The organism is Nonomuraea sp. NPDC049504 (assembly GCF_040676845.1).
GTDB lineage: Bacteria > Actinomycetota > Actinomycetes > Streptosporangiales > Streptosporangiaceae > Nonomuraea > Nonomuraea salmonea.
In genome coordinates, this window is record NZ_JBFAPT010000007.1 from 140502 (window position 1) to 163788 (window position 23287).

20 protein-coding genes and 1 tRNA gene are annotated in these 23287 nt (G+C 71.0%); 15 read left to right on the plus strand and 6 right to left on the minus strand.

Annotated features, from left to right (window positions below):
• Nucleotides 1-82 precede the first annotated feature (82 nt).
• The gene (locus tag AB0K28_RS15900) at nucleotides 83-1033 is read left to right on the plus strand and encodes a DMT family transporter (RefSeq protein ID WP_364369965.1); all 951 of its coding nucleotides are present in this window, start codon (nucleotides 83-85) and stop codon (nucleotides 1031-1033) included.
• Here the strand turns inward: AB0K28_RS15900 and AB0K28_RS15905 are convergent.
• Complete coding sequence (locus AB0K28_RS15905; RefSeq protein ID WP_364369968.1) at nucleotides 966-2246, minus strand: FAD-dependent monooxygenase; 1281 nt, start codon at nucleotides 2244-2246, stop codon at nucleotides 966-968. The two genes, AB0K28_RS15900 and AB0K28_RS15905, sit on opposite strands and share 68 nt — an antisense overlap.
• An 85-nt stretch (nucleotides 2247-2331) precedes the next feature.
• Here AB0K28_RS15905 and AB0K28_RS15910 point away from each other — a divergent pair, with 85 nt between their 5' ends.
• Nucleotides 2332-2916: a TetR/AcrR family transcriptional regulator gene (locus tag AB0K28_RS15910; RefSeq protein WP_364369971.1), complete on the plus strand. Its 585-nt coding sequence runs from the start codon at nucleotides 2332-2334 to the stop codon at nucleotides 2914-2916.
• A gap of 87 nt (nucleotides 2917-3003) precedes the next feature.
• On the opposite strand, the gene AB0K28_RS15915 is transcribed toward AB0K28_RS15910, so the two are convergent.
• Nucleotides 3004-3594 carry a GNAT family protein gene (locus AB0K28_RS15915; RefSeq protein ID WP_364369974.1) on the minus strand — a complete coding sequence of 197 codons (591 nt, stop codon included), beginning with the start codon at nucleotides 3592-3594 and terminating at the stop codon, nucleotides 3004-3006.
• Between the two features lie 107 nt (nucleotides 3595-3701).
• Here AB0K28_RS15915 and AB0K28_RS15920 point away from each other — a divergent pair, with 107 nt between their 5' ends.
• From AB0K28_RS15920 to AB0K28_RS15930, 3 genes are read left to right on the plus strand one after another with little or no spacing between them, the layout of a single operon-like run.
• Nucleotides 3702-4904 (plus strand): acyl-CoA dehydrogenase family protein, encoded by a 1203-nt coding sequence (locus tag AB0K28_RS15920; protein WP_364369977.1) that lies wholly within the window; start codon nucleotides 3702-3704, stop codon nucleotides 4902-4904.
• Entirely contained in the window at nucleotides 4901-6064 is a 1164-nt protein-coding gene (locus tag AB0K28_RS15925) for an acyl-CoA dehydrogenase family protein (protein ID WP_345388939.1), read from the plus strand. Before AB0K28_RS15920 ends, AB0K28_RS15925 begins: the two co-directional genes overlap by 4 nt.
• Entirely contained in the window at nucleotides 6061-7122 is a 1062-nt protein-coding gene (locus AB0K28_RS15930) for an acyl-CoA dehydrogenase family protein (protein ID WP_345388937.1), read from the plus strand. Before AB0K28_RS15925 ends, AB0K28_RS15930 begins: the two co-directional genes overlap by 4 nt.
• Here AB0K28_RS15930 and AB0K28_RS15935 read toward each other — a convergent pair.
• Complete coding sequence (locus AB0K28_RS15935; RefSeq protein WP_345388935.1) at nucleotides 7093-7683, minus strand: TetR/AcrR family transcriptional regulator; 591 nt, start codon at nucleotides 7681-7683, stop codon at nucleotides 7093-7095. The genes AB0K28_RS15930 and AB0K28_RS15935 overlap by 30 nt on opposite strands.
• Before the next feature lie 171 nt (nucleotides 7684-7854).
• Here AB0K28_RS15935 and AB0K28_RS15940 point away from each other — a divergent pair, with 171 nt between their 5' ends.
• Nucleotides 7855-8622, plus strand: coding sequence for a nuclease-related domain-containing protein (locus tag AB0K28_RS15940; protein ID WP_345388933.1), 768 nt, complete (start codon nucleotides 7855-7857; stop codon nucleotides 8620-8622).
• Nucleotides 8623-8629: 7 nt separating this feature from the next.
• Here AB0K28_RS15940 and AB0K28_RS15945 read toward each other — a convergent pair whose 3' ends face one another.
• Together AB0K28_RS15945 and AB0K28_RS15950 are read right to left on the minus strand one after the other, a co-directional pair.
• The gene (locus AB0K28_RS15945) at nucleotides 8630-9994 is read right to left on the minus strand and encodes a VWA domain-containing protein (RefSeq protein WP_364369982.1); all 1365 of its coding nucleotides are present in this window, start codon (nucleotides 9992-9994) and stop codon (nucleotides 8630-8632) included.
• Nucleotides 9987-10826, minus strand: a complete 840-nt coding sequence (locus AB0K28_RS15950; protein WP_345388929.1) for a MoxR family ATPase — start codon at nucleotides 10824-10826, stop codon at nucleotides 9987-9989. The genes AB0K28_RS15945 and AB0K28_RS15950 overlap by 8 nt, the downstream gene beginning before the upstream one ends.
• Nucleotides 10827-10936: 110 nt before the next feature.
• Here AB0K28_RS15950 and AB0K28_RS15955 point away from each other — a divergent pair.
• Nucleotides 10937-11010 (plus strand) — tRNA-Lys (locus AB0K28_RS15955).
• A gap of 464 nt (nucleotides 11011-11474) precedes the next feature.
• Here AB0K28_RS15955 and AB0K28_RS15960 read toward each other — a convergent pair.
• On the minus strand, nucleotides 11475-12023 hold the full coding sequence (locus tag AB0K28_RS15960; RefSeq protein WP_364369985.1) for an HAD domain-containing protein: 549 nt from the start codon (nucleotides 12021-12023) through the stop codon (nucleotides 11475-11477).
• A 734-nt stretch (nucleotides 12024-12757) separates the two neighbouring features.
• On the opposite strand from AB0K28_RS15960, the gene AB0K28_RS15965 reads away from it, so the two are divergent.
• From AB0K28_RS15965 to istA, 8 genes are all read left to right on the plus strand, one after another.
• The gene (locus AB0K28_RS15965) at nucleotides 12758-14911 is read left to right on the plus strand and encodes a hypothetical protein (protein WP_364369988.1); all 2154 of its coding nucleotides are present in this window, start codon (nucleotides 12758-12760) and stop codon (nucleotides 14909-14911) included.
• Between the two features lie 100 nt (nucleotides 14912-15011).
• The gene (locus tag AB0K28_RS15970; RefSeq protein WP_364369990.1) at nucleotides 15012-15755 is read left to right on the plus strand and encodes an FHA domain-containing protein; all 744 of its coding nucleotides are present in this window, start codon (nucleotides 15012-15014) and stop codon (nucleotides 15753-15755) included.
• Nucleotides 15752-16447 (plus strand): PP2C family serine/threonine-protein phosphatase, encoded by a 696-nt coding sequence (locus AB0K28_RS15975; RefSeq protein ID WP_364369993.1) that lies wholly within the window; start codon nucleotides 15752-15754, stop codon nucleotides 16445-16447. The genes AB0K28_RS15970 and AB0K28_RS15975 overlap by 4 nt, the downstream gene beginning before the upstream one ends.
• On the plus strand, nucleotides 16425-17456 hold the full coding sequence (locus AB0K28_RS15980; RefSeq protein ID WP_364369996.1) for a serine/threonine-protein kinase: 1032 nt from the start codon (nucleotides 16425-16427) through the stop codon (nucleotides 17454-17456). Before AB0K28_RS15975 ends, AB0K28_RS15980 begins: the two co-directional genes overlap by 23 nt.
• A complete protein-coding gene (locus AB0K28_RS15985; protein WP_364369999.1) occupies nucleotides 17453-17956 on the plus strand; it encodes a hypothetical protein in 504 nt (167 codons plus the stop codon). Before AB0K28_RS15980 ends, AB0K28_RS15985 begins: the two co-directional genes overlap by 4 nt.
• The gene (locus AB0K28_RS15990) at nucleotides 17949-20405 is read left to right on the plus strand and encodes an Hsp70 family protein (RefSeq protein WP_364370002.1); all 2457 of its coding nucleotides are present in this window, start codon (nucleotides 17949-17951) and stop codon (nucleotides 20403-20405) included. The genes AB0K28_RS15985 and AB0K28_RS15990 overlap by 8 nt, the downstream gene beginning before the upstream one ends.
• Nucleotides 20402-21382, plus strand: coding sequence for a hypothetical protein (locus tag AB0K28_RS15995; RefSeq protein ID WP_364370005.1), 981 nt, complete (start codon nucleotides 20402-20404; stop codon nucleotides 21380-21382). Before AB0K28_RS15990 ends, AB0K28_RS15995 begins: the two co-directional genes overlap by 4 nt.
• 406 nt (nucleotides 21383-21788) lie before the next feature.
• The gene (gene istA, locus AB0K28_RS16000; protein ID WP_364370007.1) at nucleotides 21789-23225 is read left to right on the plus strand and encodes an IS21 family transposase; all 1437 of its coding nucleotides are present in this window, start codon (nucleotides 21789-21791) and stop codon (nucleotides 23223-23225) included.
• The last annotated feature ends 62 nt before the right edge of the window (nucleotides 23226-23287 follow it).

Consider the following 23287-nt stretch of genomic DNA (forward strand, 5'->3'; position numbering starts at 1 on the left):
CAAAGGGTGATTCTCCCCCTCGCCCGGCCTCATAAGCTGGGGCAATGCTCCTGAGAGGATCCCTGCTTCTGCGCGGGCCGCGATGACCTGGGTCGGCATGCTGATCGCGCTGGCGGGGGCGCTGGGCTACGCGCTGGGCGCCGCACTGCAGCAGTACGAGGTCGTGGCCGAGGGCGCCTCGCTCAGCCTGGTGCGGCGACCCCGCTGGTGGGTGGGCGGCGTCATCTCCTTCACCGGCGCCTGCCTGCACGCCGTCGCGCTCAGCTTCGCGCCCCTGGTCGCCGTCCAGCCGATCAGCGTGGCCACCCTGGTCTTCGCCGTGCCGCTGGCCGCGTTCATGTACGGGCGGCGGCCGTACCGCGCCGAGATCTTCGGCTCGATCGCCGTCGCCGTCGGCCTGCTCTGGCTCATGCTGCTGGTGCCCGCGCACGACGTGACGCCCCGGCTCGGCGACGGCGCCGCGCTCGCCTTCATCGCCGTGATCGGCGCCGTCACGCTGGTCAGCCAGCTGTTCGCCCGGCGGGTGCACGGGGCGAACAAGGCGCTGCTGCTGTCGGTGGGCGCGGGCGTCATGACGGCGAGCGTGTCCACGTTCGTCCGGGTGGTCGGCGGCGGGATGCAGGGCGACTGGGGCCGGCTGATCCACTGGTTCAGCCTGGTCGTGCCGGTGCTGCTGATCTGCGCCGTGGTGCTGCTGCAACGCTCGTACGCGGTCGGCTACTTCGGCATCGCCTACGCCGGCGTCCAGGTCATCGACCCCATCACGTCCGTGCTCGCCGGGGCGATCCTGCTGGGCGAGCCGCTGCCCACCTCGCCCAGCACCGCGGTGCCCGCCCTGCTGGCCGCCGCGCTGACCATCGGCGGCACGATCACGCTGGGCCGGCTGGCCCCCGACCACACCGCCAAGCCGGCCGCCGCACCTCCCGCCAAGCCGGCCGCCGCCCCGCCTCCCGCCGAGCAGGCGGTCACGCCCGCGCCGGTGGACGCCAGCGCAGCACCTCGTCCATCGACCGCAACATCAGATCTGGGCTGAGCCGGCTCGCCGCCGCCACCCCGGCGTCCCGCAGCCACACGGCCGCCGGGTTGCGCCACTTGGTCAGCCGGCACAGCGTCATCGACCGCCGGACGACCCGCGCCGTCCGCCGCGTCCGGGCCGCGCTGTAGGCGGCCAGGCCGTCACCCGAGGCGCCGTCACCCGGGGCGCCGGGATCGGCCAGGTGGGCCAGCACGACCGCGTCCTCGATCGCCTGGCAGGCGCCCTGCCCGAGGTTGGGCGTCATCGCGTGGGCCGCGTCGCCGACCAGCGCCACCCTGCCCCGGTGGAAGGCGGGCAGCGGCGTGGCGTGGTAGTAGACGTCGTTACGGGTGATCCGCGCCGGGTCGGCGGCCCGCAGCAGCGCCGGGATGGGCTCGTGCCAGTCGCCGAACCTGCGCAGCAGCTCCTCGCGCTCGTCCGCGGCCGTGCCGCCGGGCGGCGCGACGTCGGTGGCGTAGACGTAGACGAGGTCGCCGGCCAGCTGGTGGATGCCGAACACGGTGCCCCGCCCCCAGCTCTCCGACCTCGGCACCCGCAAGGCGTCGCGACCGTCCCGGCTCCCCGCCTCAGGCGACCGTGAGGGAGCGCGGGTGTCCTGGCTCTCCTTCAGGTCGGCGAGCGGGATGAGGCCGCGCCAGGCGGTCACGCCCGCGTAGACCGGGGCCGGGTGGCCGGGGAAGAGGGCGCGGCGGGTGGCCGAGTGGATGCCGTCGGCGGCCACCACCAGGTCGGCCTCCAGGTCGGCCTCCAGGTCGCCCGCCAGGTCGCCCGCCAGGTCGCCCGCCTCCGTCCGTACGACGCCGCGCTCGGCGTCCACCTCCGTGACCCTCGTGTCGAGGCGCAGGCGGCCGGGCCCGCCCGCCTCGGCGAGGGCGCCGGTGAGCACGTCGAGCAGCGTGGCCCGCAGCATCACCACCACCGAGTCGCCGTACGCGTCGTCCGCCTCCTCCTCCGTGGCCCGCGCCAGCCAGCGCCCGTCGGCCCTGCGCAGGCCCATCGGCCCCTCCGCGTGGGCGAGGGCGCGGATCCTGTCGCCGAGGCCGATGACGTCGAGCGCCTTCAGCGCGTTGGCGGCGATCGCGAGGCCCGAGCCGACGGGCTCGATGGCGGGCGCCCGCTCCAGCACGGTCACGTCCCACCCCTTGCGCAGCAGCGCTACTCCCGCGCTCAGCCCGCCGATCCCGCCACCGATCACCACAGCCCTGGCCATCCGCGCCTCCTCCGGTCACTACGTCCGTAGTTGAACCGTACTACGCCCGTAGTCCGGTCCCACTACCGCAGTAGTATCGGCTTCCGTGAAGCGCTCAGACGTCGTCGCCGACACGGCCATCGCGCTGCTCGCCGAGCGAGGCATGCGCGGCCTGACCCACCGGGCCGTGGACGAGGCCGCCGGCCTGCCGCCTGGTTCCACCTCCAACCTGGCCCGCACCAGGGCGGCGCTGCTGGAGCTGACCCTGGCCAGGCTCACCGAGCGGGAGGCGGAGGCGCTGTCGGGCGCGTACGAGGGCGACCACGAGGGCGGCCACGACCCGGAAAGGCTGCCCGCCCGGCTGGCCGAGGCGCTGCACATCCAGCTCTGCGACAGCGCCCGCACGCTGGCCCGCTACGAGCTGGCGCTGGAGGCCACCAGGCGGCCCGAGCTGCGCGCCATCTACGACCGGGCGGGCCGCCGCTTCCGCGACCCCGCCGTGGCGATGCTGGCCGCCCTGGGCTCCCGCGACCCGGTGCGGCACGGACGCGCGATGGTGGCCTTCGCCGAGGGCCTGCTGTTCGACGCGATCGCCGGCGCCGGCGCCGTGCCCACGCGGGAGGAGCTCGAACAGCTCGTCCGCGAGCTGCTCGCGGGCATGCTCGGTCAGGAGGCCGCCAGGCGGACCTGAAGATTGGGAGGCCGCCAGGCGGACCTGAAGGTTGGGAGGGCGCCGGGCGGGCCTGAAGGCCGGGAGGTCGCGGGGCGGGCTTGAAGGCTAGGACGCCGCCAGGCGGGCCTGGAGTCGGGCGCGGTGCGGCGGCCACTCGTCGTCGAGGATGCCGAAGCAGACCGTGTCGCGCCAGGTGCCGTCGGCCCTGCGGCGGTGCCGGCGCAGCGTGCCCTCGTGCACGCCGCCGATGCGCCTGATCGCGTTCTGCGAGCGTTCGTTGCGGATGTCGGTCTTGAGCAGCACCCTGTTGTGGCCCAGCTCGAAGGCGTGGTCCACGAGCAGCAGCTTGCACGCGGTGTTGACCGCCGTACGCCAGGACGCGCGGCCGTACCACGTCCAGCCGATCTCCACGCTGGCCTCGAAACCCGGCACGTCGGCGTACGTCGTCCAGCCCACGGCCCGCCCGCTCGCCCTCACCACCACGGCGAACGGCACGTGCTTGTCGTCGTCGATCAGCATGCGCGCGACCTTGCCCAGCTCCTCCTCGGTCCGCGGCGCGGCGGCCGGCATCCAGCGCCAGACCTCCTCGTCGCCGCCCCCCGCGGCGAACAGGTCGGGCACGTGGTCCATGGTGAGCGGCTCAAGCCGGACGACGTCGTTCTCGAGCACGGTGGGGGTAGGCAGCTTCGCGGTCATGGCGGTCACTGTAGGGGCATGAGAACGTGCAGGTAGATGTCCACCTGGGGGTATTTACGGGAAACCACCTGTCGACACGCATACCGGCCGGTCGGTAGGGTCGCGTCATGGACTTCGCCTTCGACACCGTCACCGAGGACCTGCGCGAGCGACTGCTCCGCTTCATGGACGAATGCGTCTACCCCGCAGAGCCGGCCTTCGAGGAACAGGCGCAGACCAGCGGCTGGAGCCCGCCGCCGCTGATCGAGGACCTGAAGGACGAGGCCAGGAAGCGCGGCCTGTGGAACCTGTTCCTGCCCGGCGAGCACGGCGCCGGGCTGACGAACCTGCAGTACGCCCCGCTGGCGGAGATCATGGGCAGGAGCCCGGCCCTGGCCCCCGTCGCCACCAACTGCGCGGCCCCCGACACGGGCAACATGGAAGTCCTGTCCATGTTCGGCAGCGAGTGGCAGCGCAAGGAGTGGCTGCAGCCCCTGCTCGACGGCGAGATCCGCTCGGCCTTCGCCATGACCGAGCCCGACGTGGCCTCCTCCGACGCCACGAACATCGCGACCTCGATCGTGCGCGACGGCGACGAGTACGTCATCAACGGCCGCAAGTGGTTCATCTCCGGCGCGATGAACCCCCACTGCAAGATCTTCATCGTCATGGGCCAGACGAACCCCGAGGCGCCCAAGCACCGCAGGCAGAGCATGATCCTCGTGCCGCGTGACACGCCCGGCGTCCAGGTCAAGCGCGGCATGCACGTCTTCGGCTACACCGACGCCGACCACGGCGGCCACGCCGAGGTCGTCTTCGAGGACGTCCGCGTGCCCGCCGCGAACCTCATCGGCGAGGAGGGCGGCGGCTTCGCCATCGCGCAGGCGCGGCTCGGCCCCGGCCGCATCCACCACTGCATGCGGCTGATCGGCATGGCCGAGCGCGCGGTCGAGCTGATGTGCCGGCGGGCGCTGTCGCGGACCACCTTCGGCAAGCCGGTCGCGCAGCAGGGCGTCGTCCAGGACTGGATCGCCGAGTCCCGCGTGAAGATCGAGGAGGCCCGCCTGCTCGTGCTCAAGACGGCCTGGCTCATGGACACGGTGGGCAACCAGGGCGCCCACACCGAGATCCAGGCCATCAAGATCTCCACCCCGATCACGGTGGAGTGGATCCTCGACAAGGCCGTCCAGGTCCACGGCGCCGGCGGCGTCTCCCAGGACTTCCCCCTGGCCGGGCTCTGGGCGCACGCCCGTACGCTGCGCCTGGCCGACGGCCCCGACGAGGTGCACAAGCGGTCCCTGGCCTATCGCGAGCTGAAGAGGTACATGTGAACGAGGCGCAGATCAAGGAGCGCGTGGCCGCGTTCCTCGGCGAGCACGATCCGAGCGGGGACCGCCTTGAGTTCCTGCGCGCCCGGTTCGACGCCGGGCTGGCCTGGGTGTGGTTCCCAGAAGGGCTCGGCGGCCTCGGTGCGCCGCGCGAGCTGCAGCAGGTCGTGGACAGGGAACTCGCCGACACCCCGCAGCTCAACGCCGGGCTGCAGGCCATCGGGCTGGGCATGGCGGCGCCGACGATCCTGGCGTTCGGCACCGAGGAGCAGAAGCGCCGCTTCCTCAGGCCGCTGTGGACCGGCGAGGAGATCTGGTGCCAGCTCTTCAGCGAGCCGGGCGCCGGGTCCGACCTCGCCACGCTGGCCACCAGGGCGGTCAGGGACGGCGACGAATGGGTGGTCGACGGGCAGAAGGTGTGGACGTCGGGCGCCCATCACGCGCGGTGGGCGATCCTCGTCGCCCGTACCGACCCCGAGGTGCCCAAGCATCGCGGGCTGACGTACTTCGTGTGCGACATGCACGCGCCCGGCGTCGAGGTGCGGCCGCTGCGCCAGATCACCGGCGAGGCCGAGTTCAACGAGGTGTTCCTGACCGGCGTGCGGCTCTCCGACGACCTGCGGCTCGGCGCGGTCGGCGACGGCTGGCGGGTCGCCCAGACCACGCTGATGAACGAGCGCGTGGCCATCGGCGGCGCGCCCACCCGGCGCGGCGGCGGCGTCATGGCGTCCGTGCTGGCCTCCTGGCGCGAGCAGCCCGAGCTGCGCACCCACGACCTGCACCAGCGGCTGCTGTCGCTGTGGGTGGAGGCCGAGGTGACCCGCCTGTCGGGCGCGCGGCTGCGCGAGCAGCTCGCCGCCGGCCAGCCGGGGCCCGAGGGCTCGGGCATGAAGCTCTCCTTCGCCCGGCTCAACCAGGCGCTGACCGGGCTGGAGATGGAGTTCAGGCGCGAGCTGGGCTACGACGACTGGACGTTCCGCCGCTCGGAGGAGGTCGACTTCTACGGCCGCGGCCCCGGCTACCGCTATCTGCGGGCCAAGGGCAACTCGATCGAGGGCGGCACCTCCGAGATCCTGCGCAACATCATCTCCGAGCGGGTGCTCGGCCTGCCGTCGGAACCCCGTGTCGACAAGGACGTGCCGTGGAAGGACCTGCCGCGATGAGCCTGCTGTACTCCGAGGTCGAAGAGGAGCTGCGCGCCGCCGTACGCGGACTGCTGGCCGACCGCTGCCCGCCGTCCGCGGTGCTGCAGCGCGTCGAGTCGCAGCCGTACGACCTGGACCTGTGGAAGACGCTGGCCGGCGAGATCGGGGTGGCGGGACTGCTGGTGCCCGAGGAGCTGGGCGGGGCGGGCGCGTCGGCCAGCGAGGCGGCCGTGGTGCTGGAGGAGCTGGGCAGGGCGGTCGCGCCGGTGCCGTTCTTCACCAGCTCGGTGCTGGCCACGCGGGCGCTGCTGCCGACCCGCGACGCGCTGCTCGGCGAGCTGGCCGAGGGGCGCAGGACGGCGGCGCTGGTGGTGTCGTTCGGGGCGTCGGCGTACCGGCCTGACCGGGGCGCGTCGGTGCGGGTGGACGGCGGAGGACGGCTGTCCGGCTCGGTGACCGGCGTGGCCGGAGCCGAGGTGGCGGACGTGCTGCTGGTGCCGGTGGACGGCGACCTGTACGCGGTCGAGGGCGACGCGATCGAGGCCGGCGTGGTGCGCGTCGTGTCGTCGCTGGACCTCACCAGGCCGGTGGCCACGGTCACGTTCACCAGGACCAGGGCCCGCCGGGTCGGGGCCTGCGACCTGGCCGCGGTGCTGCGGTTCGGAGCCGGGCTGCTCGCCTCGGAACAGCTCGGGGTGGCCGAGTGGTGCCTGCAGACGACGCTCGCGTACGTCAAGGAGCGCCACCAGTTCGCCCGCCCGGTCGGCTCGTTCCAGGCGCTCAAGCACCGCCTCGCGGACCTCTGGCTGGACGTCGTCAGGGCCAGGGCGGCGGCCAGGAACGCGGTCGCGGACGCCTCGTCGATCTCCGTGGCGGTGGCCCAGTCGTGGAACGCCGGCGTGGCCGTGCACGCGGCCGAGGAGGCCCTGCAGCTGCACGGCGGTATCGGGATGACCTGGGAGCACCCCGTGCATCTCTATCTCAAGCGCGCCAAGGCCACCGAGGTCGCGCTCGGCACGCCGGGCGACCACCGGGAGGCGCTGGCCTCACTCGTCGACGTCCCCGGCCCCGAGTGAGGCGAGCAGCAGGTCGGCGAAGTGCTGACCCACCTGGGCTCCGGTGAGCGGCCCCCGCGTGCTGAACCACGTGCCCAGGTGGTGCACCGAGCCGAAGAAGTAGTCGACGACCAGCTCGGCCGGCACGCGGTCGCTGAAGACGCCGGTGCGCTGCCCTTCGGCCACGAGCGCGCGGAAGCGCTCGTGGTAGCGGCGGCGCTCGGCGCGCACGGTCTTCTGCGTCTCGGGGGCGAGCAGGTGGATCGACCTGAAGAAGATCTTGGAGTCGTCGAGGTTGGCGGCCGTCGTCTCCACGACGTCGGCCGCGGCGCGGTGGAGACGCTGCCTGATCGTGCCGGGCCCGTCGGCGATATGGGTGAGCCGGTCCATCTGCATGCGCAGCACCCGGGCGTAGATCTCGTGGAGGAGATCGTCCTTGGAGTCGAAGTAGTGGTACATCGCGCCCTTGGTCACGCCCGCCGCGACCACGATCTCCTGCACCGAGGTGCTCTCGAAGCCGCGCTCGGCGAACAGCCGGGTCGCCTCGGCGAGCAGGCGCTGCCTGACCGGTTCGTCTTTCACTCGGTCCCCCTTGGTCACCGGCTTAGCATACCGACTGGTCGGTTGATGGTCTTGCGGGTACTAATTCCGTCACCTTAGGCTCGCCTTGGTTGGGGAACGGGTATCCCTTGACCGGCGAGGGATCTTCGGCGTGGCAGATCCTGCACAACATCTACATTCGGGGAGTTTGCCGTGCCCGGTGGCTCTATCTACGTGCAGCCCAACGAGAAGTACACAGGCTCATCCCCGCAGTGGTGGTACGAGAAATTCTGGCGCGAGGACGCTCCGAACCGGCGCAAGTACAGGTACGCCAAGGCCGCTGTGGGTTTCGTCATCGGCATCGCCCTGGGGATCAGGTTCGGGCTCGCGGGCGGATCCGCGATCACCGGCCTGCTGCTCGGAGCGCTCACGTTCGGTGGCGACTGGTTGCTCGACTGGTACTCCTTCCACAAGACCGCGGTGTGGCGCGGCGCCAAGAGGGGCGAGCTCATCACGGGGCGCCTGCTGCGCCGCTCGCTCAGCCGCCAGAGCTACCACGTGCTCGACGGCCGGGCGATCCGCGGCCAGGCCTCCATCGACCACCTCGTGATCGGTCCGGGCGGCGTCTGGATCATCGACAACGAGTCGTGGAGTCCCGACACCGAGATCGCCTGCTACGCGGGCCGGCTGTTCTTCGGCGAGAAGTACGGCAGCAAGACCGCCAAGCCGCTGGTCGAGCAGGCCGAGGCGTTCGCCGAGCTGCTGACCCGCGAGACCGGCGTCCAGGTGCGCATCACGCCGATGCTCGCGGTCCACTGCGGGCTGCTGCCCAAGAGCGGCGTCGTCGTGGCCGAGGGCCTGACGCTGGCCAAGCCGCGCGCGATGGCCAAGCTCATCAAGGCCGCCGACCGCGACGTGCTCAGCCCGTCGCAGATCGAGCTGCTCTCCCGCACGGCGGCCCGCGAGCTGCAGCGCGTCTGACCCCGGTCTACGCCAGGGTCTCGATGAACGCGGTGAGCTGGGCGACGTTGCGGCACTCGTGCATGGGCACGACCGTGCCGTAGTCGCCCGCCACCGAGTCGCCCGTGTCCCACTGCTGCGTGGGCTCAGGGTTGAGCCAGTACGCGTGCCTGCACCGCGACACCAGCGACTTGAGCGTGTCGAGGGCGGGCGGCTGGTAGTTGGAGCGGGCGTCGCCGAGGATCAGCAGCGACGTCTTCGGGCCGATGGCGTCGCCGTAGCGTTCGGCGAAGCGCTCCAGCGCGTGCCCGTAGTTGGTCCGCCCGAACCGCACCATGTCGGCCTCGTCCGCCAGCCTGGCCATGGCCTCCACCACGTCGGAGCCCGGCTGGAAGAACCGGGTGATCTCATCCACGGTGTCGACGAACCCGAACGCCCGCACCTTCGTGAACTGCTCGCGCAGCGCGTACGTGAGCAGCAGCGTGAAGTGCGCGAACGACGAGACCGAGTCGCTGGTGTCGCAGAGCACGACCAGCTCGGGCTTGTGCGGGCGGGGCGGCCTGAAGTGGGTGGTGAGCGGCACGCCGCCGCTCTGCAGCGAGGCCCGCATGGTCCTGCGGAAGTCGAGCCTGCCGCGCTTGCCCCTGCGCTGCCTGATCGTCAGCCGGGCGGCCAGCCGGCGGGCCAGCGGATGCACCTCCCTGCGCAGCCTGGCCAGGTCGGCTCTGGTGATGCGCAGGAAGTCGATCTGGTCGAGCGGCGGGCGCACGGCCGAGCGGGCGATGCGCTCGATCCCCGAGTCCTCGGCGATGCGGCGGCGCACGTCGGTGGCCACCGCCTCCTCGAAGCGCCTGATGTTGGACGTGACCCGCTGCCGCACGGTCTTCTCCGCCAGCCCGCCGCGCTCCTGCCCCTGGAGCACGGCACGCAGGATGCCGGCCATCAGCGTCTCGGGCGACAGGGCGCGCAGCACGCTGTAGGAGAACCAGTTCTGCCGCCCGGGAGCGGCCTCCTGCCGGCCGAACCGCGCCACCATGGCCTCGGCGAACGCGCGCATCTCCTGGTCGGTCGAGCCGCTCAGCAGCTCCGCCAGGTGCGCGCGCAGCTCCTTGACGTCGGCCGTCTCGAAGTCGGTACGGGATCGCGCCCGCAGTGCGGACGTGGACGCCGGGAACCACAGGTCGAACAGCACGTCGAACCCCGGCCGGTAGGCGGGCTTCTTGACCAGCGTGGCGGCGTACGCGGCACGCAGCGACTCCCGGTCGGCCAGCTCGATCACCCGCAGCGCGTTGGCCGCGTCGAGCCCCTCGGCGACCGACACCGGCAGCCCGGCCTCGCGCAGCGCGTGCACGAAGCCGACGTGCCGATCGACCAGCGACGTCGGCTCAGGCATCGGGCAGCCCCAGCTCCTTGACCGCCCGCGCGTGGTCGGAGGCGTGCTTGAGCACCACGCCCAGCGTGCCGGCCACGGTGGCCTCGTCCAGCTCGTCGCGGCCGAGCGCGAGCAGCGTGTTGGCCCAGTCGACGGTCTCGGCCACCGACGGCGCCTTCTTCAGCTCCAGCGCCCGCAGCGTGGCGACCGTCCGCGCGAGCTGCTCGGCCAGGCCGGCGCGCAGGCCCGGCACCTGGGCCAGCACGATGTCGCGCTCGCGCTCGGGCGTCGGGTATTCGATGTGCAGGTAGAGGCAGCGCCGCTTGAGCGCCTCCGACAGCTCGCGGGTGGCGTTGGAGGTGAGCACGACGTACGGGCGGCGGGTGGCGGCGATGGTGCCCAGCTCGGGGATCGTCACCTGGAAGTCGGACAGCAGCTCCAGCAGCAGCCCCTCGACCTCGACGTCGGCCTTGTCGGTCTCGTCGATGAGCAGCACGGTCGGCTCCTGCGCCCTGACCGCCTTGAGCAGGGGGCGCTCCAGCAGGAACTCCTCGGTGAAGATGTCGTCGTCGTCGCTGGTGGCCTGGATGCGCAGGAGCTGCTTCTTGTAGTTCCACTCGTACAGGGCTCTGGCCTCGTCGAGGCCCTCGTAGCACTGCAGCCTGATGAGGCCGGCGCCGGTGGCCTGGGCGACGGCCTTGGCGAGCTGCGTCTTGCCCACTCCGGCGGGTCCTTCGACCAGCAGCGGCTTGCCCAGCGCGGCGGCCAGGAACACCGAGGTGGAGATGGCGTCGTCGGAGAGGTAGTCCACGGCGGCGAGCCGCTCCGTCACGTCGGCGGGGGAGTCGAACATCAAGGATCCTGTCTGCCGGAGCCGAAGTACCGAACTTTATTCTAGCGTTCCTGTCCCGCGGATTCCGATTCGACCAGGATCCCGATCACCGGTATATTCCTTCGTGTCGGGCGCCGCTAGCTCAGTTGGTCAGAGCAGCTGACTCTTAATCAGCGGGTCCGGGGTTCGAGTCCCTGGCGGCGCACTGCGTGGAAACCCCAGTTCAGGGCCCTGATCTGGGGTTTCTCGATTTCCGAGTGGCTCCCGCCACGGTGAGGCGCTCCCGTGGTCGCTCGCCGAATGCTCTTCGGCACGGTTTCGGCACGTGGCCGGGTGGGAACGGCACGATCGACGTCCACCACGCGCCGCCGCCCAGGCCGTGTACCGCTGCAAAATGCATCGCAGGGCGCTTGACCTGCAGGTCGACCTGAGATGGCGGCTCAGGCGAGATCGGTTCCTGTGCCTCTCCGTCTCCTGCACGAGGTGGTGGTGCTGCGGCGTTACTATCCCGACGCTGGCCGGCCCCATCGCCAGCGCGGTTGAGCATGAGAACGCTGCGGGTGCCGATCAGTTCTCCGGCCAGGTCCGTCAGGCGTCGGGCCACAGCGGCTGCCTCCACTCAGCACACTGGGCAGCGCATCGGTAGAACCGCCCCTGCGGGGAATGACACTATTTCGTGTTCTCGTGCGAGGAAGGGAGGGACGCGAGCCAGGCGGCGGCCTGGCGGAGGTGATGCTCGTCCAGTCCGTGATGCGGGTCCACGTGGATGATGCGAAAGTGGCCCACGCTGCCGTGCCGCTCAAGGAAGGCTGTGTCAGCCGGGTCGAGGTCGTCGTCAAACCACACGAACGGCCGACCGGCCACGTACTCGGCGACCGGTGGTGTCTTCGGGTGGATGCCGGCCGCGCCCGTATGGGCGTTGACCTCGATCACCGGCAGTTCCGGCAGACCGATCCTCGGTGCGATCTCATGGTTGGCGTAATGCTGCCAGCTCGTGGCCCAGACCAGATCAGCGCCGGCTCTGTCGGCGAACTCCAGCAACAGCCGTCCGTGGCCGGTGTTGAGGATGACGTCGAAGGTGCCGATCGGCGACTGTGCTCGATGCGGCTGCCAGCCAGGGCCGGGTCGTACCTCCAGGTTGAGCACGCCGTCCACGTCGAGCAGCACCAGCGGGCGGGCAGCGGACACGTGCGGCCGGTTGGTCATCATGGCTTTCATCAAACCGCTTCTTCAGGTAGCGAGTAGACATATGGAAAAGATGGCTCCTGCGCTCATCGGTTAGATAGAACGGCGGGCGTTGCGTGGTGCTTTTGGCCAGGCTCGCAGCGAGCTACCTGTGTCGGCGCTACGGCCACGAGAAACCCTTCCACGTCGACTCGGTCGTGCGGTTGGTGTGCCAAGCTCGGGTCGAGCGGGCAGCGCGTCAAGTACGTGTGACACCGGAGAGGTATGGGACAACGGGCCGCTGACGCGCAACGCCATCCGGGATGTCATCGACCTGCTGTACCGGCTGTGCGATTCCTGATGATGAAGCCGCTGCCCGAATACCACTATGTGCCGGTGGTCTGGCTGGTCGCGCACATGGGTAGACCCGGTGACGGCGGACTGTACATACATGTCGGGGGCCGCTCGAAAGAGGTCGGGGCCTGATCGACGTGACCATTCAAGCGACCGATACGCCGACGCGTCAGGCAATGGGGAAGAACTGCTGAGTTGTACGGCATATCACGATCAACGTAAGATCCGTGGCCATGGCCGCTACACGGTGTGCATACCCCATCACCCCCTTGCCCCCCATAAGCGTCCTGTTGTTATGAATGACGGGCGAGCACCCGCGACCACCGATCATCTGGATTCCATCCGCGTGCCATGGAACTCGGCAGGAGCCTGAGCCAAGGTCGTTCCACCGGTACCTCGGTCGTGATGGGGAGGACATGTACGGGGCAGGCGATGTGAGCAGATCCGGCGACGCAGCGGGCGCGGCGCTGCGCGAGATCGCCGGGGCCGGGCTCTACCGGCGTAACGCGTTCCGAATCACCGGGTTGTCGACGTACGCGGACCGGCGCGCCATCCGGCAGCGCAGGCAGCGGGTCAACACGGCGCTCCAGGTCGGCGCCGACGCCGATCTGGACCATGGCATGCCGGTCGGGCCTGACGAGGTCCGCGCCGCCTTCGACCGCCTGCTCGACGACCCCCGCCGTCGCCTGGTCGACGAGCTGCTCTGGTTCTGGGACACCCCCGACGCCACCTGCTCCTGCGCCAAGGCCCTGCACCAGGACCACGACGCCGCCGTACGCGCCCACAGCGCCGCACTCGACCGGGAGATCGAGGGCACGATGACGGGCGACGACGAGCGCAGGACCTTGTGGGAGAAGGCGGCACGGGAGTGGAAGGGCGTCCTGCGCAGGGCATCCTTCTGGGACCACGTCAGGAGCCGCATCGACGCGCTCGACGACCGTCAACTCGACGAGTCAGCCGTGGACGCGCTGCGCGACGCGCTCGCCACGGCGCTGCTCAGGCCGCTGGCCGAGCTAGCCGGACAGCGCGGCACGACGGCGACCCAGAGCCGCCTGGCCGGCCTGGCCCGCCGCTGGCCCGCGCCGCGACAGGTCATCGACGACCAACTTGAAGAGGTCGCCGCGCCGATGTACGAGTCGGTGCGCGCGGCCCTGTCGGAGTCGACCGGCCTGCTCGAGGAGGGCGAGCCGAAGCGTGCCGCCTCCAACGTCTACGACAAGGTATTACCCGACCTCAACCGATTGTCCGTGCTGGTGCCCCCCGAGCGGCACCGCCCCACGGCGAAACTGCGCAATGACACCGCCATCCTGTTCAACAACTGCGCCATGGCGCTCATCGACTCCGCCGGGCTCGCAGCGGCCGAACAGGCACGCAAGTGGTTCGGCGCGGCCGGGCGGCTGAGCCCCGACTCGCACACGTCGGAGGCCATCAGGGGGAACAAAGCCTCGCTGGACGAGCTCATCCTCATCTTCACGACGATCGAACAGGAGGCCAGTGCCCTGCTGGCCGGGGGTGGGCACCGCCAGGCCAACGCCTATCTGGCCCACCTCGAGCGGCAACTGGGCGACCTGGCGAGCCGATCGGAGCTCGACCGGATCCGCGCCAAACTGGGCCTGAACCGCTCCCGATACAGAACGGCACCGACCCGCACGGTGCCGGCGCGTCCGGCGCCGGCCTACCACCCCGGCGGTTACGGGGTCAGGCGGCGCCGCCGCGGGCTCAGACTGCTCTTTTGGCTCGCCGTGCTGGCCGCCCTGGGGTTCCTGCTGACCCAGTACGACGCCCTCGGCAACTCGACCGTCGCGTTGTTCGCCCCCAAGCAGGCGGACAACGCGCCCGTGGGAGAGTGCCTGGCCGAGCCCGTCGACTGGATTCAGCACGACATCGCCCAGGTTCCGACGATCTCGTGCGACGAGCCGCACTGGGGTGAGGTGCTGGGGTACGTGTCGCTCGGCGACGCGCCTTCGACGTATCCGGGCCGCGACCAGGTCTCCGCACTGGCCGAGTTCGAGTGCAAAGTTCTGCAACTGCGTCAGAAGTTGCCGCTCGACGAGTACGAGACCGGCACCGTGGTGCCGAGGGAGGAGCATTGGAACACCGGCGACGGCGAGTACGAGAACTATGCGCCCTGCCTGGTGAGCCGGAAAGACGGCGAGTCCATCCCGTCGGGCAGGCGCGTGGCCGATCCTCCGCCGGGGGCGGACAACGTGGCCGTGCGGATGGACGTTCTCTCCCCGGCCCTCTACGACAATCCGCCGGCGGACAGCTGCATTCAGTCGCAGTCACAGTGGGACAAGTCGCCGCACAGCGTCGACATCGTGAAGTGCGACTACCCGCACTGGGCGCAGATCGCGGCCTACGTCAAGCTGTACGGCGCCGCGGACAAGACCCCGGCTGACGACAAGGTCGAGGAGAAGGCCGAGGAGATGTGCGGCTCCGCCACCTCGCACCTGCAGATCGGCGTGGGCACCCCCTTCCGGATGACGGTGCGGGTGCGCAAGGAACGCGCGATCCAGGAGAGCCTCATCTACGCCGTGTGCCTGGTCCACCGCGAGGACGACCGGCTCTTCAGCGGGATGCCGCGATGAGGCGTCCATCTGGTTTTCGCCTGGCTCCCATGGCCTGCGGCGGCACCTTCAGCGAGTTTCGTACCAGCACGATCGGGAGGTTCAGGCATTGGTTCGGGCGGTGACCTTGCGCATCAGCTCACCGGAGGGCGTGATGAGCGGCGTCGAGCTGGGCAGCGGGCCGATCACGGTGGGCCGCGCCTCGCCCGACCACGCCCCCGACGTGGAGCTGGGACCCGACCCGCAGCGCTGGGTGGGGCGGTTGCACTGCACGCTCGATTTCGCCGATGGTATGTGGTCGGTGACCGACAACGCCAGTGTCAACGGCACGCTGCTGCGGCACGGTGACGTCACCGAGCGGCTGCAGGGGCGCAAGCGCGTCCAGCACGGCGACAAGCTGCTGATCCTCGGCGACATGACGGCCGACGGCGAACCCCTGTACTGGGAGCTGACCTTCCTGGACCCGCACACCACGCAGCCGGCGCCGTTCGGGCCGCCTTCCGAGGTCCGCCACACCGGGCCGGGACTGCGCTACGACTGGGTCGCCGCGCGCGCCTACCGCGTCCAGAACGGCGTGGAGACGCCCATCACCGGGCTGCGCCCGCAGGGTCACCAACTCCTGCGGTACATGGCCGGGCGCGGCACCGGCGGCGAGTCCGTGGCCTGCGACCATGCGGCCCTGATCGCTGCTCTGTGGGGGCCGCCGGAGGAGTGGGCGCCGCACCGCTCGTACACCAGGTCCGACCTGGCCGGCGTGGTGCGCGCCGTACGCCGCTGCATCGAGGTGGACCCTTCACGCCCGCGGATCCTGGAGACCGTCACGGGCATCGGCTACCGGCTCAACGTCAGCGGGCCACCGGCGTGATCACGTACGCGTCCGGCACCCGGGCCGGCGGCCTGCACGAGGAGAACCAGGACCGGCTGGCGGCCGACCCGGCAGCGGGCACGTTCGTCGTGGCCGACGGCATCGGCGGCCTGGCCGACGCGGCCCTCACCGCCCGGGCGGTCGTCGAGCAGCTCCCTCTGCGGGTGCGCGAGCGCGTGACGGCCATCGGCGCCCCCGAGGCCGCCCGCGCCGCAGCCGAGGCCGCGGCCGAGCTCAACGACCGCGTCAGGGACACTGCCAGGAGCGGGCCGGGCACCACGGGCGCTGCCACGGCCCTGCTGCTGGTTCGCGGCGGCCTGGCGCTGGCGGTGCACCTGGGCGACAGCCGGATCTACCTGGCCCGCGACGGGCTGCTCGCCCGGCTCACCGAGGACCACGTGCACGAAGGGCGGCTGACCAGGTTCGTGGGGATGCCGGGCCGCGCCGATCCGGACGTGTCGGTGCACGAGCTGAGCGCCGGCGACCGCGTCCTGTTGTGCACCGACGGGCTCGTCCACAGCGTGGGCGATGAGGAACTGCGGGCCATTCTGACCACGGCCGGGGACGTCGAGAGGGTGTGCGCGCGGTTGCTCGGCGCGGCCGCGGCGGGCGGGGCGATCGACGACGTGTCGGTGATCGCTGTGCAGTACGGCACGGGGAGGTGGGGCGATGGCGCTGCTCAACAGCGGTGACCGGGTCACCGACACCCTTGTGATCGATCGGCTGCTCGGCGAGGGCGCGTTCGCCGAGGTGCACCGGGTACGGCACGCGTACCTGGGGTTGCAGGCGATGAAGCTGTTCAAGAAGGTCGCCTCGCTGGAGGAGACCCACCAGATGCTGGGCGAGGCCCGGCTGCTGTCCACGCTCGGGCACGCCAACATCGTGCGGCTCTTCGACGCCAACACAGTGCAGACCCCGGAAGGGCTGCGTGGCTTCTTCACGATGGAGTACGTCCCCGGCGGCAGCCTGGAGAGCCTGATGGCGGCCTACCCGCACGGCGTGCCGACCGGCATCGCCGTGGAGGTGATGGAACAGATCGCCGGCGGCCTCTCTGTCGCCCACGAGCAGGACCCGCCCATCGTGCACCGCGACGTCACGCTGGCCAACGTTCTGGTCGGCTACGACGGCAGCGTCATGCGGGTGCGCGTCAGCGACTTCGGCCTGGCCAAGCGGGCCGACCCGTTCACGCACATGGCCAGCGCGCGCGGGACCCTCGTCTTCATGGCGCCCGAGGTGGTCACCAACGGGGGTTATTCGTGCGCGAGCGACGTGTGGTCGGTGGGGACGATCGCGTACCTGCTGCTCACCGGCCACTTCCCATACGACGACGGCGCCGGCCCCTTCGCCTCCTACTCCTTCACCCGGTTCAACCGGCCGCTGCTGCCGCCCAGCAGGTACAACGACGAGGTCGATCCCCGGCTCGACGAGATCGTCATGGCCACGCTCGAGCGGGACCCGCGCAACCGGCCCCCCAACGCCGGCGTGCTGGCCGCCGCGCTGCGTGAGCGGCGCGAGCCCGCCGCCAGGCCGCCCGACGAGCACGCCCGGCGGCTGGCCGCCGAGGCGCTGCGCCTTTACCGCGTACCCGGCCAGCTCAGCCGGGCCACGGAGCTCATGGAGGAAGCCATCGCACTCTGGCCGTCACTACGCGAACAGCACCTGCCCAGACTGCGGCTCTGGCGCAGGGGGGTGGTGATGTGAGGTTGCTGCCCCGGCTGCGGGAGGAGTTCCGGCAGCGCCGCCACCACCGGGCCTTCCGCATCCCGCCACCGCTCTGGGACGAGACCGTCCAGGACCTGCTCGACCGGTTGCTCGCCGCCTCGGATCCCGCCGCCCCAGAGCCCGCCTCGCCGCTGGACGAGAAGGCGCTGGCCACCGCGGCCACGAACCTGTGGCGGGCCGAGCGCAAGCTCGCCCAGCAGGGCAAGGATGCCACCAGCCGCCAGGCCGGGCGCTACCTGCGCACAACCCGGGGCGCGCTGTCCGACGCCGGGCTGGTCGTCCAGGACCACGATGGCGAGACCTTCCACTCCGGCCGCGCCATCGAGGTCCTGCTGTTCCAGGACGACCCGTCGCTCAGCGTCGAGACGGTGCTGGAGACCGTACGACCGTCGATCTACCTGGGGGATCGGCACATCCAGATGGGCCAGGTGATCGTCGGCTGCCCGCCCCGAGACCACGTGAGGAACGAGTATGCGTGACACCATCGACTTCGGGATCGACCTCGGCACCACCAACAGCGCGATCGCGGTGGCCGAGCAGGACACGGTCTCGGTGATCAAGAACAACGACGGGTGGGACACCACGCCGTCCGCCGTGTGGATGCCCAAGCCGGAGCTCATTCACGTCGGCCGCCGGGCCCGGGACCGGGTCGAGGTCGACCCCGAGAACGCCGTCGCCGAGTTCAAGCTGGAGATGGGGCTGGCCGACGCCCGCAAGACGTTCGTCAAGGGCGGGGTGGAGCTGTCGCCGCAGGAGCTGTCGGCCGAGGTGCTCAAGGCGCTGCGGGCTGACGCGGCCCACCACACGGGCACGGCGCCGGACGCCGCGGTGATCACGGTGCCGGCGGCGTTCACGCTGAACCAGAACAAGGCCACCACCGACGCCGCCATGCTGGCGGGCTTCACCACGGCGTGCCCGCTGGTGCAGGAGCCGACGGCGGCGGCTTTCGCGTACGGGTTCCACGACGCCGACGAGCGGGCGTACTGGATGGTGTTCGACTTCGGCGGCGGCACCTTCGACGCGGCGGTGGTCAGCAAGCATGACGGCGACCTGCGCGTGCTCGACCACTCGGGAGACCCGTACCTGGGCGGCAAGCTCATCGACTGGGCGCTGGTGGAGCGGATCCTGGCCCCCGCCGTGGTCCGTGAGCTGGGCTTCGCCGAGTTCCGCAGGGACAACCGCCGGTGGAGCGCCAACTTCGCCAAGCTCAAGGCCGCCGCCGAAGAGGCCAAGATCCGGCTGTCGCGCTCCGACACGACCGACATCACCGTTGATCTCACGGGCGAGGACGGCGAGGTCGAGACCTTCGAGTACCTGCTGCGCCGCGGCGAACTCGACTCGATGGCAGAGCCGTTCTACGATCGGGCGATCAACCTGTGCCGGAACGCGCTGCAGCAGGCCTCGCTGAACCCGTCCGACATCGACCGGCTGCTGCTGGTCGGCGGCGTCACCCTGTCGCCCGGGCTCAGGGAACGGCTCGCGGACCCGCGCCACGGCCTGGGCATCGAGCTCGACTCCAGCCTCGACCCCACCACCGTCGTCGCCCGCGGCGCGGCCATCTTCGCCAGCACGCTGCGGCGCCCGCGGAAACTGACCCGCGCGGAAGGCGAGTTCGTGGTCGACCTGGCCTACGAGCCCATCGTCACGAACCCCACGCCGACCGTCGCGGGACGGGTGAGCGGTCCGGCCGACGACCTGAACGGCTACTCCGTCGTCCTCAACAACCCCGAAGGACGGCCCCCGTTCACCACCGGCCGCGTCCCGCTCAACGCCACCGGCCACTTCGTCACCGAGGTGGACCTCGACGAGGGCCGAACCTCCCGGTTCAGCGTCGAGCTGCTCGACGAGCAGGGCGCGCCCCGGCCGCTGACGCCGGACTCCCTGTCCATCAAACTGGGCGAGGTGGAATTCGGCGGGGTACGGCTGGCGCACTCGCTGGGCATCCAGCTCGCCGACCGCGCGTTCGCGCCGATGCTGCGCAAGGGCGCGACCCTGCCGGCCTCCGTACGCGAGGTGTTCCACACCTCCAGCGCCCTGCACCGCTCCGACAGCGAGGCCCTGATCAGCATCCCCATCCTGCAGGGCGAGCGCAGCCGGGGCGATCGTAACCGGGAGGTCGGCAAGCTGGAGATCAAGCCGAGGGACGTCACCATCGACCTGCCCGCGGGCACCGAGGTCGAGGTCACCTTCGAGGTCGACAACTCCAGCCTGGTCACGGTGGTGGCGGATGTACCGCTGGTGCAGACGCAGTTCGAGGCCGAGATCAACCTGACCGAGGTCCGCACGCCCGACGCGGACACGCTGGAGCGGCTGCTGGCCGAGGTCGAGCAGCGGCTGGCCGCGCTGCGCGGCTCCACCGTACCCGAGGCCGTGCGCCGCCTGGAGAAGATCGACCAGGAGGGCGGCCTCGATGTGGCCCGCGCGCAGGTACGGGCGGCCAGGGTGGACGCGGGCGCGGCGGCCACGGCCGAGGAGCGGCTACGGGAGCTGCAGAGCGAGCTGGACGCCGTCGAGGACGCCGCGCAGTTGCCCGCGCTGGTGGAGGAGCTGGAAGGGCTGCTCGCCGAGGCGGACCGGCTGATCCTCGCGGCGGGCGACGCGGGGGATCGGCAGGAGCTGTCCGCGCTGCGGCAGCGCTCACGCGACGCGATCCAGGCACAGGACTTCACGGCGATTCGCACCCAGACTGACCGGGCCTACTCGCTGTTGATGGAGCTGGAACGGCGCCGGCCGGACTGGCCGGTCAAGGTGTTCCAGGCGCTGCGGGAGGCGCTGACGCTCACGGGGCGGGCCCACGACCTCATCCGGGAGGGCGAGCGGGCCATCACCCGTGGTGACCAGCAAGAGCTCGAAGGGGTGAACCAGCGCATGATCCGGATGCTGCCCAAGGAGGAGCAGGACAAGATCATTGGCCTGATCAGACGATGAGCGACACGCTGCGGGCGCAGTTCACTGTCAACCGGGCCCGTGCGGCCGCCCGCACCGGTGACCTGGCCACCGCCGTCCGCCTCCTGGAGGCCCTGGACGTACCCGACACTGCCGATACGGTCAACACCGCTGGAGACGCCGCCGTGGCGGTGCTGGACCTACGGGCCAGGCTGCACGCTCAGCGGGGGGAACTGACCGAAGCGGACCGGTGCTGGGCCGCCGTACAGGCCGTGTCGCCGGACGACCAGGGGGCGGCGGCGGGGCGGCGCACGATTGAGGAGATCAATGCCGGCCGCCGCAGGAAGCGCCCGCTCGTCCACACTGGCTGGCTCGGGGTGGCCGCGGCGGCGGTGGCCGCCGTGGTTCTCGTGGCGGGGATCGTCGTCCTCGTCCCTGGCGGTCAGCTCGCGCGTCCGGGAGGCGGGGAGGCCGCCGCGAGGCCGGCGACCAGCGAGGCGGCCAGGGCGGAGGAGACGCGCAGGCGGTTGGCGGCCCTCGAGGCCGAACGCGCGGCCGCCGGCGAACGCCGGGCCGCAGCCGAGGCCCGCCGCGCCGAGGAAACGGCCCGCCGCAAGCGCGAGGTGGCCGCCATCGCGCGGAGGGTGACCATGCCGGGCGTGCTCGTCCAGCGCCGTCCCCAGTACGTACGGGTGCGGTTCGGCACAGCACTGTTCCCGGTCGACGACAAGATCAGCGTCGCGGGCGCGGAGCTGCTGAAGGGACTTGGCCGCCGGATGGCGGGCATGGACGCGGAGATCACCGTGGTGGGACACGCGGTGGCCGTGCCAGGCGGGCGGACGCGCGACGGCTCCGTGCTCGCGCTGGCCCGCGCCGTCGTGGCCGCCGCCCATCTGGCCGAGGGCGGCGACCTGCCACGCACGTCGTTCAAGCTGGTCAGCGGGGACCAGCGCGCGCAACCCTTCCGTGACGACCGCCGCAACCGCACGGTCACCCTGCTGATCGCTCCCCGGCCATGAGAACGCCGGCCCGCCGCAGCGGCGGGCCGGCACCGTGCGACGGCACGTCGGCCAAAGCGGTTTCGGCCTCGAACGGCGACTTTCGCAAGAGCTGGCCGCCGCCGGGCAAGGCTGTCGCGCTCGGATACCCGATTTCGTGCTCTGAACTGCGTCTTGCTGCATCGTCTCCTAACGGTGCTGGTCAGCGCTGATATGTCCACGGACGTTGAGCTGCCGGTGCTCCGTCACGAGAACCAGGTGTATGCGGCCATCTAAAACTCCAGGTCGGCGGACAGATGATTCCAGGTAGATGGCCTGATGGGTCCTGATGGGCACCGTCTTGGGGTCACACCCGGCCAGTTGCGCCGCTGACCAGGCACATCCGGTCAAATCGTAGGCGCCGAAGATCTCCATCAGCTACGTTGCGATGCGCGATGCGGGCGGCGTCCCGTCGGAACGAGCACCGCGGCCCAAGTCGATCGATCCGTTCCTCGCCAAGATCGAGGAGAAGGTCGAACGATTAGGCGGCAAGGTCCGGGCCGATGTGGTCCACAGAGACCTGGTCGCGATGGGCTTTCGCGGCTCGGAGCGGACCACCCGGCGAGCCGTCGCGACGATCAAGGAGTCGTGGCGAGCGGGCCGGCGACGGGTCTACCGGCCCTGGATCCCCGAACCGGGCATGTGGCTGCAATGGGACTGGGGCGAGGGACCCCGTATCGCAGGACGCCGCACACAACTGTTCTGCGCCTGGCTGGCCTGGTCGAAGTTCCGGGTGGTGCTGCCGTCCTGGGACCAGACGCTCGGCTCGCTGACCGCCTGCCTGGACGCGGCGCTGCGGACGATCGGCGGGGCGCCCACCTATCTGCTGACCGACAACCCCCGCACGGTCACCGTCGAGCACATCGCCAAGATCCCGGTCCGGCACCCGCAGATGGTCGAACTCGGCCGCCACTACGGATGCGTGGTCCACACCTGCGAGCCGTTCGACCCCGAGTCCAAGGGCGGCGTGGAAAACACCGTGAAGATCGCCAAAGCCGATCTGGTGCCCACCACCACGAATCTGCGCTCCAGCTACGGCAGCTTCGCCGAACTGCAGGACGCCTGCGCCCGCTGGGCCGAGCAGGTCAACCACCGCATGCACCGGTCCACCCACCGGCTGCCCGCTCACATGCTCGACGAGGAACTCGCCCACCTGCACCCACTGCCTGCCGATCCCTACGCACTGGCGCTGGGCGAGGAACGACTCGTCGGCGAGGACCGCACCGTCCGCTGGGGCGATGTCCGCTACTCGGTGCCGCCCGGACACGAAGGCCGCAAGGTCTGGTGCCGCGTCCACGGCGATGAACTGGTCATCGTCGGCCAGCGGAAGCACGGCGGGCCCGGTGAGCAGCAGACCGGCGGCGTCGCGCTGGCCGAACTCTGGCGGCATCAGCTCTCGACTCCCGGCCGGCCCCGCATCGTCGAGGCGCACTATCCCGACCACCCGGGCGGCAACGGCCCACGCCAGCCCAAACCACGCCCGCAGACCAAGGCGGAAGAACGCTTCCTGGCCATCGGCCCGGGCGCCGAGACCTGGCTGATCGAAGCCGCGGCCACCGGCGTGGCCCGCATCCGCGCCAAGATGGCCCGCGCCATCGAACTCGCCTCGCTGATCGGCACCGAACGCGTCGATGCAGCGCTCGGCCTGGCCGCCGTCCACGGCCGTTTCGGTGAGACCGATCTGGCTTCCATCTGCGACCACCTGACCCGCGCTTCAGCAGCGGGCCCCACCTCCGTGGCCGATGAAGAGCACTCCGCCCAGCCCGGCACCGCCTCCTGGGCCGCCTTCCGGGCAACACCCCGGAACCGCACGAGCACGGACTGACCAGACCGCCGGCATCAACCACCATGCCGATCCGGCGGCCTGACCACCAACAACAACATTTG